The sequence below is a fragment of the Sphingomonas sp. BL-S-05 genome (assembly GCF_055521695.1).
This window is the reverse complement of the sequence record NZ_CM145499.1, coordinates 3,432,371-3,447,361: the sequence shown is the minus strand read 5'-3', so window position 1 is coordinate 3,447,361 and position 14,991 is coordinate 3,432,371. Positions and strand designations below refer to the sequence as shown.

Sequence of the window (14,991 nt, the reverse complement as noted above, 5' to 3'; positions counted from 1 at the left end):
ATACCAGGAACGCACCTCCATTCGGGCGGTTGATGCGCCCGAACCGGACGCGTCCCCGCGCCCCGGTCGGAGGAACCGACCATGAAATCATTGGCGCTGATCTTGCTGGGTACGGCCGCGCTATCGGCCTGTGCTGCACCCGCCACCCGTATCTCTACGGGGTTGCAGCGCTATGGTCTCGATGCGCAGCGTGCCGATTGCGTCGGGACCCGCCTGCAGGGCGATCTGTCGCTCGGGCAGTTGCAGCAACTCGGCCGTGCCGCCGCGGCATATGGCAAGAACGATCCCAATCCCGGCGTCCTGACCGTCGGCGACCTCATCCGGGTAGCGGGCGAGCTGAAGGACCCGGCGATCCCGCTGGCGGTCGGCAAGGCCGCGGCCGGCTGCAACGTGCTGCCCTGACGCCCCGCTTCCCATTCGCAACCAGAGGAGCAATTCGGTGAACAGCGACGAATTCGAAGGCGGTGTCCGCTACGCGACCGGCAAGGTCGAAAAGGCCGTGGGCGATGTCGCCGACCGCCGCGACTGGCAGGCCGATGGCGTGGTCGATCAGGTCGCGGGCGGCGCGCAGCACGGCTATGGCCGCGCCAAATCGATCCTGAACGACGCGATCGACAGCGCGCCCGGCATGTTGCGGGACGCACGCGACCGGCTGGAAACGACCGGCCGGCAGGTCACCGATGCCGCGCAGCGTGGTGGCAAGACGACCGCGCGCGCCGCAAAGGAACAGCCGCTGCTTTGGGCGCTCGGCGCGGTTGCGGTCGGCTATGGTCTCGGCTGGCTGATCCACGGGCGGCACGACTGAACGCATCATGGCGGAGGCGTCGTTCAAATCGCTGCGCGAGACGGCCGATCTGCGGCATTTGCGGCAGATCATCGTCGGTCTGGACGAAGGCGTGATCCTGATCGATCCCGATCAGAGCCTGTTATGGGCGAACGACGCCGCGCTGGCGATGCACGGCGTGCAGGACCTTTCCGAACTGGGCGCGACCGTCGACGAATATCGGTCGCGCTTCCAGCTCCACTATCGCAACAATCACCGGCTGGCGGCCGACGACTACCCGATCGACCGGGTCGTGTCGGGCGACCGGTTTTCGGAAGTGGTGGTCGAGGTGACCGTGGCCGGCGAGGACAAGCCGCGCTGGACGCATCAGGTACGCAGCCTCGTGCTGAACGACAGCGACGACGGCGAGCCGACCTGTCTGGTGCTGATCGTGCAGGACGTGACCGCGCAGTATGAGGCGGAGGACCGGTTCGAACAGTCGTTCAACGCGAACCCCGCGCCCGCCCTCATCTGCCGCCTGCGCGACCTGCGGTTCGTAAAGGTCAATAAGGGGTTTCTCGACATGACCGGCTATGCCCGCGATCAGGTGCTCGACAGGACGGTGTACGACATCGACGTACTGCGCCGTGCCGAACGCCGCGATCTGGCCAAGGAACGGCTGGCCGAGGGGCGTACCATCCCGCAGATGGAGGCCGAACTCGACCTTCCCAATGGCGACACCAAGCTGGTGATCGTCGCCGGACAGCCGATCGAGATGGCCGACGAACCCTGTCTGTTGTTCACCTTCGCCGATCTCGAACCGCGTCGCCGCGCGCAGGAGGCGCTTCGCCACAGCGAGGAACGCTTCACCCGGACGTTCCAGATGGCGCCGGTGCCGATGGCGATCGGTGCGCGCGACGGGCATCTATTGTGCGAGGTCAATGCGAGCTTCACGCAGATGACCGGCTATGCCCCCGACGAGATTATCGGCCGGCCGCTGGGCGATGTCGGCCTGTGGGAAAGTGCCGCGGTTCGTCGCCGGGTCGAGGGCGCGATCGATGCCGGGCAGGACCTGCGCGACGAAGAGGTGCGCATCCATGCCAAGGACGGCGCGATCCTCGACTGCATCGTGTCGACCGAGGCGATCCGGCTGGGCGACGGTGCCTGCATCCTGTGGGCGATGCAGGACATCACCCAGCGCAAGGCGACCGAGGTCGAACTGGTCGAGGCGATCGAGGCGGTGATGAAGGACACCAGCTGGTTCAGCCGGTCGGTGATGGACAAGCTTGCCCGGCTGCGCACGCCGCAGGGCGAGAAGGCCGGTCCCGGGCTGAACGACCTGACGCCACGCGAACGCGACGTGCTGGCGCTGATCTGTCGGGGGCAGGACGACAAGACGATCGCGCGGACGCTGGACGTGTCGGGCAACACCGTGCGCAACCATGTCGCGCGCATCTATGCCAAGATCGGCGTCAATCGCCGGATCGCGGCGGTGGCATGGGCGCGCAACCGCGGGTTCGACGATGGCACCCGGCTGGAAACCGGCGATCGGGAGGCAGCCGCATGAACGACGGCAAGGCGACCGACCGCAAGCGCAGCCCCGACGAACCGTCGGTGCGCGCTGCCAAGGGATCGGTCCACGAAGCGATCGGCAAGCTGATCGGCGACGACAGCGCGCGCGCCCATGGCTCCGCCGAAAAGGCGGCGGGCGAAGCGGCCGACAAAGACAAATCCTAGCGGCCCCGAGCCGCAAGCGATCCGTAACAACAGGAGTATCCATGGCGACCAATCTGAACACCGGCTATCGGCCGGCCGACCCCGCTTATGTCGACAAGACGCCGACCCGCATCTCGTGGGGCGCGGTCTTCGCCGGCGTGGTGATCGCGATCGCGGTACAGTTGGTGCTCGGCATTCTCGGCGCGGGCATCGGGCTGACCATGGTCGACCCGGTCGAGGGTACGACGCCGGGGGCGGCCGGCTTCGGCATCGGCGCGGGCCTTTACTGGCTCATCACCACCGTCGTCGCGCTGGGGGCGGGCGGCTATGCGGCGGCGCGGGTGTCGGGCGTGACCGAACGGTTCGATGCACTGGTCCATGGGCTGGTCGTATGGGGCGTCACGCTGATCCTGACGCTGTATCTACTGACTTCGGCGGTCGGCGGCATCATCGGCGGCGCGTTCCGTACCGTGGGTGCGGTCGCCGGCACGGCGGGCAGCGCGGTCGGCACGGTCGCGTCGGCAGCGCCTGCCGCAGCGGCGGTCGCCGGTGTCGATGCCAATGACGTGAAGGACGCCGCGCAGGACGTGCGCAGCGAAGCCGCCGCCTATCTGTCGGACGCGCCCAATGATCCCGCGCAGATGACGCCCGAACAGGCGCAGGCCGAGATCGCCCGCCAGCTCCCCGCGCTCGCCCGTGGTGGCGCCGAGGGTCAGCAGGCCGAGAGCCGCATCGTCGACGTCGTCGCCGCACAGCGCAAGATCAGCCGTCCCGAGGCACAGGCGCAGGTCAAGCGCGCCAAGCAGCAATTCGTCCAGACCAAGAACGAAGCCGTCGCCACCGCCAAGTCGGCGACCGACAAGGCCGCCGGTGCGGCGGCCGGTACCTCGTTCGTCCTTGTGCTCGCGCTGCTGATCGGCGCGGCTGCGGCAGGTTTCGGTGCAACCACGGCGGCACGTCGTAAGTTGCGCTGAGTGTAGGTGGCGGGTCGGCGTATCTCGACCCGTCACAATCCCGTTTTGATAAGGAAGGAGCATCACCATGACCCGCAAGATCGGTCTTATCGTCGCCCTCGCCGCCACCGTCACGCTGGGTGCGTGCAACACGGTGAACGGCGCCGGCAAGGATCTGAAGTCGGCCGGATCGGCGATCGAAGGCGCATCGGGCCAGAAGAAGTAATTCCGGTTTCCCATGGGGGCGGGGCTGCGCGGGCAGCCCCGCCCGCTTTGTAGTCGCACACCGCGATCCTACATCATTGATCGTGCGCGACCTTCCCGCTCCCCTGTCCGACTGGTTCGCCGCACGCGGCTGGACACCCCGCCTCCATCAGCTCGACATGCTCGAACAGGCCCGCGCCGGTCGCCACGCCCTGCTGGTCGCCGCGACCGGGGCCGGCAAGACGCTGTCGGGTTTCCTGCCGACGCTGGTCGATCTGATCGAACGGCCCCGCGACGGGCTGCACACCCTCTATATCTCACCGCTCAAGGCGCTGGCGGTCGACGTGCAGCGCAACCTGCTGACCCCGATCGCCGAAATGGATTTACCGGTCCGGGTCGAGACCCGCACCGGCGACACGCCGTCCGACCGCAAGACGCGGCAGCGCGCCAAGCCGCCGCATATCCTGCTGACCACGCCCGAATCGCTGAGCCTGTTGCTGTCCTATCCCGACAGCGACAAGCTGTTTGCCTCGCTGTCGACGATCGTCATCGACGAAGTCCATGCCTTTGCCACCGACAAGCGCGGCGACCTGTTGTCGCTATGCCTGACCCGGTTGCAGAAATTCGCGCCCGGTCTGCGCCGCGTCGCGCTGTCGGCGACGGTCGCCGATCCCGACGGCTATCGCGCGTGGCTCGCCCCCGATGGCGATATCGATGCCGTTGCGGCGGTGCAGGGCGAGGCGGGCGCCGACCCCGATATCCGCATCCTGTTGCCGCAGGAACGCATCCCATGGTCGGGCCATTCGGGGCGCTATGCCGCCGAGCAGGTGATGCGCGAGATCCGCGCGCACCGCACGACGATCGTCTTCTGCAACACCCGCAGCCTTGCCGAGCTGATCTTTCAGGATTTGTGGAAGGCGAATGACGACCAACTGCCGATCGGCGTCCATCACGGCAGCCTCGACCGCGAGGCGCGGCGCAAGGTCGAACAGGCGATGGCCGATGGCAAGTTGCGCGCGCTGGTCGCGACGGCCAGCCTCGACCTCGGCGTCGACTGGGGCGATGTCGATTGCGTGATTCAGATGGGCGCGCCCAAGGGGTCGTCGCGCCTGCTCCAGCGCATCGGCCGCGCCAACCACCGGCTCGACGAATCGTCGAAAGCGTTGCTGGTGCCCGGCAACCGCTTCGAGTTTCTGGAGGCGCAGGCGGCGCTCGACGCGGTCGATGCGGGCGAACTCGACCGCGACATTTTCCGCCCCGGCACGCTCGACGTGCTCGCCCAGCATCTGATGGGCTGTGCGTGCGCCGAACCGTTCGACGCCGCCGAAATGCTCGACGAAGTGCGCGGCGCCCTGCCCTATTCGGCACTCGACAGCGACACGTTCGACCGCGTCCTGCATTACATCGCCGAGGGTGGCTATGCGCTGAAGGCGTACGACAAGTTCAAGCGCCTGCGCCTGGGCAGCGACGGGTTGTGGACCGTCACCAAACCCGGCTTCATTGCGCAGCACCGGCTGAACGCCGGGATCATCGTCGATGCGCCGACGCTCGACGTCCGGTTCAAGAACGGGCGGCGGCTGGGCACGGTCGAGGAGTATTTCGCCTCGACGCTGTCGCCGGGCGATACCTTCTTCTTCTCCGGCCTCAGCCTCGAGGTCGAGAAGATCGAGCTGACCGACCTGGTCGTTCGGGCGACCAGCAAGCCGGCGCGCATCCCCAAATATGGCGGCACGCGCATGGCGCTGTCGACCAACCTCGCCGACCGGGTGCGCGGCTTCCTCGCCGATGCGGGCGAATGGCACCGCTTCCCCGACGATGTCCGCGAATGGCTGGAGATACAGGCGCGGCGATCGGTCCTGCCCCGTGCGGGCGAGCTGCTGGTCGAAACCTTTCCGCATGACGGGCGGCATTATATGGTCGCCTACAGCTTCGAAGGATGGAACGCGCATCAGTCGCTCGGCATGCTGGTCACGCGGCGGATGGAGGCGCTGGGATTGAATCCGATCGGCTTCGTGTCGAACGACTATGCGCTCGCCTGCTACGCGCTCGAACCGATCACCGATCCGCATGCGCTGTTCTCGCCCGACATTCTCGAACATGAATTCGTCGATTGGGTGCAGGGATCGGCGCTGCTCAAACGCGCCTTTCGTGAGGTGGCGGTGATCGGCGGTCTTGTCGAGCGCCAGCATCCGGGCAAGCGCAAGACCGGCAAGCAGGTCACCTTCTCGACCGACCTGATCTACGACGTGCTGCGCAAATATGAACCGGGCCATTTGCTGTTGCAGGCGGCGTGGGAGGATGCGCGGGCGCGGATGACCGATGTCGGGCGGTTGGCGACCCTGCTGGAGACGGCACAGGCGCGGATGCGGCATGTGACGCTGGAGCGGGTCAGCCCGCTGGCGGTGCCGGTGCTGGTGCTGATCGGGCGCGAACGCGTGACGCAGGGCTCGGCCGACGATGCGCTGCTGGTGGAAGCGGAGGCGCTGGCGGCGCAGGCGATGGCGCTGGATTGAGCGTGGGCGCTCTCTGCCCACCCCTTGATTAAAAGCCGTATCCCCGCGCAGGCAGGGATCCAGGGCCAAAGGCGTTGCGCGCAGTGACCCTGGATCCCCGCCTCCGCGGGGATACGATCTACGTGGTTACGTAGCCCGCCCCGATCAAACGTCGAGATTGGCGACGTTCAGCGCATTCTCCTGAATGAAGTCCCGCCGCGGTTCGACGACATCGCCCATCAGCCGGGTGAAAATCTCATCCGCCACATCGGCCTGATCGATCGCCACGCGCAACATCGACCGGTTGGCCGGGTCTAGCGTCGTCTCCCATAGCTGTTCGGCATTCATTTCGCCCAGCCCCTTGTAGCGCTGGATCGACAGCCCCTTGCGCCCGGCGGCGAGGATCGCATCGAGCAACTGGCTCGGCCGCGCGACCAGCGTCTCGCCCTTGCCCGCGACCGCCGGTGCCTCTTCCTCGCCCTCGGCGACCGGATCGGCGGCGCTACGCGCGCTGACCAGCTTCGACACGCCGGCATAGCTCGCCGCTTCCTCGGCGGCGAGGCTGTGGAGCTTGCGCCCTTCCGCCGACAGCAGGAACGCCGGTTCAATATTGTGGGTGTCGGTCACCCCGCGCCAGCGCCGCTGGAACTGCAAACCGTGATCCTCGGTCACCCGTGCGGTCCATTCGGCCTCGACATCGGTCCGGCCGATCCGCGCCACCGCATCCTGCAACCGCGTCTGGCGATCGGCATCCCCGATCGCCGGATCGAGCACGCCGGCCAGTGCCAGCACTTCGACGATCCCCATGTCGTAGCGGCGCGGCACGTAGCGCATCAGCGTCCGCATCCGCCGCGCGTGACCCAGCAGCGCCTTCAGATCGTCGCCGCTGCGCGCACCCGCCGGCCCTTCCAGCACATGTGCGCTGACCCCGGCCTCGACCAGATATTCGTCGAGCGCATTGTCGTCCTTCAGATACACTTCGGACCGACCCTTGGTCGCCTTATACAGCGGCGGCTGGGCGATATAGAGGTGCCCCGCCTCGATGATCTCGGGCATCTGGCGGTAGAAGAAGGTCAGCAGCAGCGTACGGATATGCGCGCCGTCGACATCGGCGTCGGTCATGATGACGATCTTGTGATAGCGCAGCTTGTCGAGGTTGAAGTCGTCGCGGATGCCAGTGCCGAGCGCGGTGATGATCGTGCCGATCTCGCGGCTGGCGAGCATCCGATCGAACCGCGCGCGCTCGACGTTCAGGATCTTGCCGCGCAGGGGCAGGATCGCCTGGAAATGGCGGTCGCGGCCCTGCTTGGCCGAGCCACCGGCCGAGTCACCCTCGACGAAGAACAGTTCGGACTTGGCGGGATCGCGTTCCTGGCAATCGGCCAGCTTGCCGGGCAGCGAAGCGATATCCATCGCGCCCTTGCGCCGGGTCAGCTCGCGCGCCTTCTTCGCGGCCTCGCGCGCGGCGGCGGCGTCGATCACCTTCTGGATGATCGCCTTCGCATTGCCGGGATTTTCCTCCAGATAATCCGCCAACTTGTCGGCCATCAGCGCTTCCAGCGGCTGGCGTACTTCGGACGATACCAACTTGTCCTTGGTTTGGCTGCTGAACTTCGGATCGGGCAGCTTGACCGACACGATCGCGGTCAACCCTTCGCGCATATCGTCGCCGGTAAGGGAGACCTTCTCCTTCTTCAGCATGCCCGACTTGTCGGCATAGCTGTTCAGCGTCCGCGTCAGTGCTGCACGGAACGCGGCCATGTGCGTGCCGCCGTCGCGCTGGGGGATGTTGTTGGTGAAGGCGAGGACGTTCTCGTAATAGCTGTCATTCCATTCCAGCGCGACGTCGATGCCGACATCGTCGCGGAAACCGTGGATCGCGATCGGATCAGGCATCAGCGGCGTCTTGGTCCGGTCGAGATACTTCACGAACGCGGCGATCCCGCCCTCGTAGAACAATTCGACCTCGCGCGGCTCTTCGTGCCGGGCATCGACCAGCACCAGCCGCACGCCAGAATTTAGGAACGCCAGCTCGCGGAAGCGATGTTCCAGCTTGTCGAAATCGAACTCGACGATCTTGAACGTTTCGGGCGACGGCAGGAAGGTGACGCGCGTCCCACGCTTGTCCGACGGCCCCATCACCTTCAACGGCGCTTCGGCATCGCCGCGGCGGAAGCGCATGTAATGCTCCTGCCCGTCGCGCCAGATGGTCAGGTCGAGAAAGTCGCTGAGCGCGTTCACCACCGACACGCCGACGCCGTGCAAGCCGCCCGACACCTTATAGGCATTGTCGTCGTTGGTGTTTTCGAACTTACCCCCGGCGTGGAGCTGGGTCATGATGACCTCCGCCGCCGACACGCCCTCTTCGCTGTGGATACCGGTCGGGATGCCGCGACCATTATCCTCGACCGAGACCGAACCATCGGCGTTCAGCGTGATGAGGATGCGGTCGCAATGTCCGGCCAGCGCCTCGTCGATCGCATTGTCGCTGACCTCGAACACCATGTGGTGCAGGCCGGAGCCGTCGTCGGTATCGCCGATATACATGCCGGGGCGCTTGCGGACCGCGTCCAGCCCCTTGAGCACCTTGATCGAGTCTGCGCCGTAGTCGTTCTGATTGGGGTTCGTTGCCATAGCGAGTATATAGGGTTTCACGCGATGGAACTAAAGCAAAACCCGCATGGGCGCGCGGGCGGTTTGCGGGACGATGAGCGCCCCTCGAAGTCCAGCGTACCCTCGCGCAGGCGGGGGGCCAGAGCCAAGCAATGCTGCCGCCCGCCTTTACGACCCTGGACCCCGGCCTTCGCGGGGAGTGACGAAAAACCGCCATCCGTCCCCGTCCGATACTGAACGGCAGCTAACAGGCGCATTCAGTATCGGCTCAAGCGAATCAGGGCATACCCCAAATCACAGACGGACTTCCCCACCCGGAACCGTCACCAGATTTTGAGGGAGAAGACCCATGTTCAAGAAGCTGACGCTCGCTGCCGCCGCCCTTGCCACGGTCGCCACCGCCGCCGCCCCCACCGCCGCTTCGGCGCAGAGCTGGCGCGGGGACCGCTATGAGCGGGATTATCGGGACGGCCGCAGCTATCGCGAATATCGCGGCGACCGCGGTTACTACAACAACCGCTACGTCAACCGTCGCGGCGAACGTTGCGAAAATGGCGACGGCGGCACGGTGATCGGCGCGATCGCTGGCGGCCTGCTCGGCAACCAGGTCGGCGGCAATGGCAACCGCTTGCTCGGCACCATCCTGGGTGGCGGTGTCGGCGCCCTGGCCGGCCGGGCGATCGATAAGGCGGACGCCCCGCGCTACTGCCGCCGCTAACCGCTTTCCCGGACCCCCGGTGGCGTAACGGGGTTACGGGGTTGGGCCGGTCTTCCGATATGGAGGGCCGGCCCTTCTGCATTGCGCCCGGTTGCCGAAGCCCGACGCCCCCCCCCCCTGTCGCCGCACCGGCCGATCGCTGCTGCCACCGTGAAGCGGCCCGCCGTCCATTTGCCCCGTTCTGCCACGATCCGGCCGGAAACCCTTCGTAGTCCGCAGGCGCAACGGTGACGGAGTGGCGTGCATGACGCGATACGGGCGGGACGGCTGGCGGACGCTGGCCGGAGCGGCGCTTCTGGCCGCTCCGGTCCCGTCCTGGGCACAGGACGACACCGAGCAACCGGGTGAGGAAACGCGCGGGCAAGAGATCGTCGTCACCGGCAAACGTCCGCCGGGATCGGCGCTGGGCGATGCCGTGCCGGTCGCGATACTCGATGCCGAAGCGATCCGGGCCATGGGCGTGACCAGCATCCAGGAACTGCTCAAGCTGCTGAAACCGCTGACCACGTCGAACAGCGGCGGCGAGCCGGTGTTCCTGCTCAACGGCCGCCGCATTTCGGGCTATCGCGAGATCCAGTCGCTGCCGCCCGAAGCGCTGGAGCGGACCGAAATCCTGAACGAACAGGATTCGGCGCGCTTCGGCTTTCCGGCGACGGTCCGCGTCGTCAATTTCGTTACCAAGAAACGCTTTCGCGGGCGCACCATCGAACAGGCGGCGGGCACCACCACCGATGGCGGCGGCGGGACCGCGCGCACCGAACTGGGCGCGACCCGGATCGAGGGGAATCGCCGCACCACGCTGGCGATCAACTACGACCGGCAGAACCCGTTATTCGCCGATCAGCGCCCCTATCAGGTCGACAACGACACGCTGTTCGACCGGACCGGCAATCTGCGCGCATTGGACGGCGGCAGCATCGACCCCGCACTCGACGCCCTTGCCGGGCGCGCGATCACCGCCACCGCCGTGCCGACCGATCCGGCACAACGCGACACCCTGCGCGCCTATGCCGCCGGCACGACCCGCGCGACCGACATCTCGCCCTTCCTGTCGCTGCGCAGCAACGACCAGTTGAAGGTCGACATGACCCACGCCGTCCCGATCGGCAAGACCATGACCGGGTCGCTGAACCTGATCATGGACGCGCAACGCGGCTTTGCGCTCGCCGGGCTGCAAGGCGCCGCGCTGCGCCTGCCCGCCACCAATCCGGCCAGCCCCTTTGCCGGCGACGTGCTGCTCTACCGCTATCTGGACGAAGCCGGCACGCTGACCCAGCGCAACGACAATCTGACGCTGCATGCCGGATCGGCGGTGCAGGGCGGGATCGGCCGATGGATGTGGACGGTAAGCGGCGAATATGACCGCGTCCGTGCCCGTGCCTCGGTCGATCGCGGCGTCGATCCGGCGGTGTTGCAGGCGGCGGTCGATGCCGGCGCCGATCCCTATGACCTGTCCGACCGCATCGGCACCGCCGGCCGGATCATCACCCGCAGCCGCACGCTGACCAACACCGCCACGGCCAAGGCGACCGCCAACGGCCCGGCCTTCACCCTTCCCGCCGGACAGGCGCTGCTGACGCTCAACGCCGATTACGCCAGATCGGACAGCGACGGCCGGCTGGCCGACAATATCGGCGCGGCGACGTCGCTGACCCGCACGATCGCGGGCACCAGCGCCAGTCTCGACCTGCCGATCACCTCCGCCGATCGCGGCGTGCTGGACGCGATCGGGACGGTTTCGGCCAATGCGACGCTGGGGGTGACCGGCGTGTCGGACTATGGCAATCTGACCAGCAGCAACCTGGCACTGCGCTGGAACCCGTGGCGCCCGATCCAGATCACCGCGTCGATCAACACGGCGCAGACCCCGCCGGCCATCGCCGCGCTGACCAACCCGATCGTCACCGTCCCCAACACGCCGTTCTTCGACTTCGTCACCGGCACCAGCGCGCTGATCGCGGTCACCGGCGGCGGCAACACCGACCTCGCGCCCGAGGAACGCCAGGTTCGTACGCTCGGCGTCGACTGGCAACCGATCAAGAACAGCGAGATGCGCCTGAACCTCGCCTATGTCGACACGCGGATCACCGATCAGCCGGTCTATCCCGGCAGCGCCACTGCCGAGTTGCAAGCCGCCTTTCCCGAACGCTTTCCACGCAATGCCGCCGGGCGATTGGTGCGCGCCGACCTGCGCCCGATCAACGCCTTCGACGAACGCGAACGCAAGATCACGGCGGGCTGGTCGTTCTTCGGACAGATCGGTCCCAAGCCGCCTGCGCCGAAGCCCCCGGCCAAGGGCGCACCGCCCCCGCCGCCACCCCGGCAGCGGCCCATGCTGTGGAGCTTCAGTACCTTCACCGCGCGGCTCGACGACCGGCTGGTGCTCAGTCCCGGCCTGCCTGCGCTCGATCTGCTCGATGGCGCCTCGATCGACGGCAATAGCGGACGGTCCCGATACCAGGTCGAGAGCAATATCGGCGGTTCCTATGGCCCGGTGCGGCTCGGCACCTATGCCTTCTGGCAGGCCCCGACCCGCATCCGCAGCGCTATCGCCGAATCCGACCTGCGCTTCACGCCGGCGACGATTATGGGCATTTATTCGCAACTGGAGGGTCAGCAACTGGCTCCCAAAGCCGCCTGGGCAAAAAGCCTGACCTTCCAGTTCCATATCCAGAATCTGCTGAACGACCGCCCCGACGTCCGCGACCGGAACGGCGCGGTGCCGTTCCGCTTCCAGCCGGCGTTCCTCGACCCCTATGGGCGGATCGTCAGGTTCTCGGTGCGCAAGCTGTTTTGAAGGCGCCTGCGCGGGGACGACGGGGTCGTGAGCGCAGGACCGCCGCCTACTCCACCCAGTCCAGCCCGATATCCCGGTACAGCATCCGGTCCTCTTCCCAATTCGGCTTGACCTTCACATGCAGGTAGAGGTGCACCCGCACCCCCAACAACTCCTGCAATTCCTTGCGCGCGGTCGCGCCGATTTCCTTGATCCGCTGCCCGCCCTTGCCCAGCACGATCGCGCGCTGGGTATCGCGCGCGACATAGATTTGCTGGTGGATTTCGACCGACCCGTCCTCGCGCTCCAGATAGCGTTCGGTGTCGACCGCGCTCGCATAGGGCAGTTCCTCGTGCAGCTGATGGTATAGCTGCTCGCGCGTCACCTCCGCCGCCAGCATCCGGTCGGTGGCGTCGCTCACCTGATCCTCCGGGAAATGCCACGGCCCCTCGGGCATCCGCTTCGCCAGCGCAGCCTTCATCTCGGCCAAGCCATCGCCGGTCGTCGCGCTGACGAAGAACGTCTCCTCGAACGCCGCCATCTCGTGCAACCGCGCCGCATGATCGAGCAGGCGCGGCTTGTCGGCAATGTCGACCTTGTTCAGGATCAGCAGCTTCGGCTCCTTGCGCGCGGCCAGCGGCTCGACGATCGCGCGGACCTTCGGCCCGATCCCGCCCTTGCAGTCGACCACGACCGCGATCGCATCGGCGCCCGTCGTGCCTTCCCACGCCGCCGACACCATCGCCCGGTCCAGCCGCCGCTTCGGTTCGAAAATACCCGGCGTGTCGACCAGAAGCAGCTGCGTGTCGCCCTCGATCGCGATCCCCATCAACCGGGTGCGCGTCGTCTGCGCCTTGGGACTGGTGATCGCGACCTTCTGCCCGACCAGCGCATTGACCAGCGTCGACTTGCCCGCATTGGGGGCGCCAAGGACCGCGACCAGGCCGCACGACTGGGAAGAAGACGTCAAAAGCTAACCTCGTTGCAATATTCGATGACGCCCTTCTTACGCGTGGCAGCGACGCAAGCAAAGCGTGCGCGCACCACAAGTCGGTGCTTGATCCGCCCCGACAGGCCCGCTACCCAATAGTCCGACAAGAACACAGGAGGGGGCGAGAACCCATGCGTACTCAATCGACCGCGCACCGCACATTGCGGACCCGCGCGCGCAATTTCGTGCTCGGCACGGCATCGCTGCTGATCGCCGCGACCGCATCGGCCCAGGCCCCCGCCCCCGCGACGCCGCAGCCGGGCGAACCGGCGCAGATCGCGATCCGCGGCGATCAGCAGGGTCCGACTTATGACCGCCGCATCTTCACCCAGTTCGCCGAGCATCTCGGCAACGGCATCTATGGCGGCCTGTGGGTCGGCAACGATCGCCGGATCCCGAACACGCGCGGGTTCCGCAACGACGTCGTCGCCGCGCTGAAGCGCCTCGGCGTGCCGGTCATCCGCTGGCCGGGCGGCTGCTTCGCCGACGAATATCACTGGCGCGAAGGGATCGGGCCACGCGCCAAGCGCCCGGTCAAGATCAACACCAACTGGGGCGGCGTGACCGAGGACAATGCGGTCGGCACCCATGAGTTCATGGACCTGACCGAACAGGTCGGCGCCGAAGCCTATATCTCGGGCAATGTCGGCAACGGATCGCCGCGCGAAATGGCCGAGTGGGTCGAATATATGACGCAGGAGGCCGGCACCCTCGCCGACGAACGCGCGAAGAACGGCCGCAAGGCGCCGTGGAAGGTCCCCTATTTCGGCATCGGCAACGAGCTGTGGGGCTGTGGCGGCAATATGCGCCCCGAATATGCCGCCGACGAGACGAAGCGCTTCGCGACCTTCATCAAGTCGCCAGCCGGCAGCCGCGTTCTCAAGATCGCATCCGGCGCCAATGTCGAGGACTATAACTGGACCGACGTGATGATGCGCGAGGCGATCAACCAGATCGACGCCGTCTCGCTGCATTACTACACCGTCCCCGGTGGCGGCTGGCCGCCCAAGGCGTCCCCGACCCAGTTCGACGAATCCGCATGGGCCGAAACGCTCGCGCGGACGTGGAAGATGGACGAGCTGATCACCAAGCATTCGCAGATGATGGACAAGTACGACCCGCAAAAGCGCGTCTGGCTGGCCGTCGACGAATGGGGCACGTGGTATGCCCAGGATCCGGGCACGACGCCGGGCTTCCTGCGCCAGCAGAACACGCTGCGCGACGCACTGGTCGCCGCGATCAACCTCGACATCTTCGCCAAACATGCCGACCGTGTGAAGATGACCGCCATCGCGCAGATGGTGAACGTGCTGCAGGCAATGATCCTGACCGACGGGCCGAAGATGGTCCTGACGCCCACCTATCACGTGTTCGAGATGTACAAGCCGTTCATGGACGGCACGGTGCTGCCGATCACGGTCAACAGCCCCTATTATTCGCGTGACAAATGGGTGATGCCGGCGGTGTCGGCCTCGGCGGTGCGTGGCAAGGACGGCGTGGTCCATGTCGCCCTGTCGAACGCCGATCCGAACCGTCCGACCACCGTGTCGGCGGCGCTGACCGGGATCAACGGCGCGACCGTCACCGGCCGGGTGCTGACCGCGCCGACGATCACTGCGCACAATACGTTCGACAATCCGAACGCCGTGACTCCGACCGCCTTCACCGGCGCACAGGTCGCGAACGGCACGTTGACGGTGACGCTGCCGGCCAAGTCGGTAGTGATGCTCGACATCAAATAAGGGCGTGGGGCGGCGTCGGCCGC

Annotated in this window: 12 protein-coding genes; 10 read left to right on the top strand and 2 right to left on the bottom strand. The window is 66.7% G+C overall.

Going from position 1 to position 14,991, the window contains the following annotated elements; all coding sequences use genetic code 11:
- The first annotated feature begins 81 nt into the window (after window positions 1–81).
- The 7 genes from ACZ1JS_RS16025 (at window position 82) to ACZ1JS_RS15995 (ending at window position 6,149) form a co-directional block, all read left to right on the top strand.
- Window positions 82–402, top strand: coding sequence for a hypothetical protein (locus tag ACZ1JS_RS16025; protein WP_465166917.1), 321 nt, complete (start codon window positions 82–84; stop codon window positions 400–402).
- 37 nt (window positions 403–439) lie between these two features.
- Complete coding sequence (locus ACZ1JS_RS16020) at window positions 440–805, top strand: CsbD family protein (RefSeq protein ID WP_465166916.1); 366 nt, start codon at window positions 440–442, stop codon at window positions 803–805.
- A gap of 7 nt (window positions 806–812) precedes the next feature.
- Complete coding sequence (locus ACZ1JS_RS16015; RefSeq protein WP_465166915.1) at window positions 813–2,330, top strand: helix-turn-helix transcriptional regulator; 1,518 nt, start codon at window positions 813–815, stop codon at window positions 2,328–2,330.
- Window positions 2,327–2,500 carry a hypothetical protein gene (locus ACZ1JS_RS16010; protein WP_465166914.1) on the top strand — a complete coding sequence of 58 codons (174 nt, stop codon included), beginning with the start codon at window positions 2,327–2,329 and terminating at the stop codon, window positions 2,498–2,500. Before ACZ1JS_RS16015 ends, ACZ1JS_RS16010 begins: the two co-directional genes overlap by 4 nt.
- A 41-nt stretch (window positions 2,501–2,541) precedes the next feature.
- Window positions 2,542–3,453: a hypothetical protein gene (locus ACZ1JS_RS16005; protein ID WP_465166913.1), complete on the top strand. Its 912-nt coding sequence runs from the start codon at window positions 2,542–2,544 to the stop codon at window positions 3,451–3,453.
- Between the two features lie 67 nt (window positions 3,454–3,520).
- Window positions 3,521–3,658: an entericidin A/B family lipoprotein gene (locus ACZ1JS_RS16000; protein WP_465166912.1), complete on the top strand. Its 138-nt coding sequence runs from the start codon at window positions 3,521–3,523 to the stop codon at window positions 3,656–3,658.
- A gap of 82 nt (window positions 3,659–3,740) precedes the next feature.
- Window positions 3,741–6,149: a ligase-associated DNA damage response DEXH box helicase gene (locus ACZ1JS_RS15995; RefSeq protein ID WP_465166911.1), complete on the top strand. Its 2,409-nt coding sequence runs from the start codon at window positions 3,741–3,743 to the stop codon at window positions 6,147–6,149.
- Between the two features lie 144 nt (window positions 6,150–6,293).
- On the opposite strand, the gene gyrB is transcribed toward ACZ1JS_RS15995, so the two are convergent.
- Window positions 6,294–8,762, bottom strand: coding sequence for a DNA topoisomerase (ATP-hydrolyzing) subunit B (gyrB, locus tag ACZ1JS_RS15990; RefSeq protein ID WP_465166910.1), 2,469 nt, complete (start codon window positions 8,760–8,762; stop codon window positions 6,294–6,296).
- Window positions 8,763–9,090: 328 nt separating this feature from the next.
- On the opposite strand from gyrB, the gene ACZ1JS_RS15985 reads away from it, so the two are divergent.
- Window positions 9,091–9,459, top strand: a complete 369-nt coding sequence (locus ACZ1JS_RS15985; protein ID WP_056459912.1) for a glycine zipper 2TM domain-containing protein — start codon at window positions 9,091–9,093, stop codon at window positions 9,457–9,459.
- Between the two features lie 244 nt (window positions 9,460–9,703).
- Window positions 9,704–12,256, top strand: a complete 2,553-nt coding sequence (locus ACZ1JS_RS15980; protein ID WP_465166909.1) for a porin family protein — start codon at window positions 9,704–9,706, stop codon at window positions 12,254–12,256.
- Between the two features lie 46 nt (window positions 12,257–12,302).
- Here the strand turns inward: ACZ1JS_RS15980 and era are convergent, their stop codons facing one another.
- Window positions 12,303–13,205 carry a GTPase Era gene (era, locus tag ACZ1JS_RS15975; RefSeq protein ID WP_465166908.1) on the bottom strand — a complete coding sequence of 301 codons (903 nt, stop codon included), beginning with the start codon at window positions 13,203–13,205 and terminating at the stop codon, window positions 12,303–12,305.
- Window positions 13,206–13,357: 152 nt separating this feature from the next.
- Between era and ACZ1JS_RS15970 the strand changes: the two genes are divergently transcribed.
- A complete protein-coding gene (locus ACZ1JS_RS15970; RefSeq protein WP_465166907.1) occupies window positions 13,358–14,968 on the top strand; it encodes an alpha-N-arabinofuranosidase in 1,611 nt (536 codons plus the stop codon).
- Window positions 14,969–14,991 lie beyond the last annotated feature (23 nt).

What these genes read in the sequence shown, in the direction of transcription:
- ACZ1JS_RS16010 (WP_465166914.1), top strand. Translation starts at nt 2,327, where the DNA reads ATGAACGACGGCAAGGCGACCGACCGCAAGCGCAGCCCCGACGAACCG.
- ACZ1JS_RS15980 (WP_465166909.1), top strand. Translation starts at nt 9,704, where the DNA reads ATGACGCGATACGGGCGGGACGGCTGGCGGACGCTGGCCGGAGCGGCG.
- ACZ1JS_RS16025 (WP_465166917.1), top strand. Translation starts at nt 82, where the DNA reads ATGAAATCATTGGCGCTGATCTTGCTGGGTACGGCCGCGCTATCGGCC.
- ACZ1JS_RS16000 (WP_465166912.1), top strand. Translation starts at nt 3,521, where the DNA reads ATGACCCGCAAGATCGGTCTTATCGTCGCCCTCGCCGCCACCGTCACG.
- ACZ1JS_RS16005 (WP_465166913.1), top strand. Translation starts at nt 2,542, where the DNA reads ATGGCGACCAATCTGAACACCGGCTATCGGCCGGCCGACCCCGCTTAT.
- gyrB (WP_465166910.1), bottom strand. Translation starts at nt 8,762, where the DNA reads ATGGCAACGAACCCCAATCAGAACGACTACGGCGCAGACTCGATCAAG.
- ACZ1JS_RS16015 (WP_465166915.1), top strand. Translation starts at nt 813, where the DNA reads ATGGCGGAGGCGTCGTTCAAATCGCTGCGCGAGACGGCCGATCTGCGG.
- ACZ1JS_RS15985 (WP_056459912.1), top strand. Translation starts at nt 9,091, where the DNA reads ATGTTCAAGAAGCTGACGCTCGCTGCCGCCGCCCTTGCCACGGTCGCC.
- ACZ1JS_RS15970 (WP_465166907.1), top strand. Translation starts at nt 13,358, where the DNA reads ATGCGTACTCAATCGACCGCGCACCGCACATTGCGGACCCGCGCGCGC.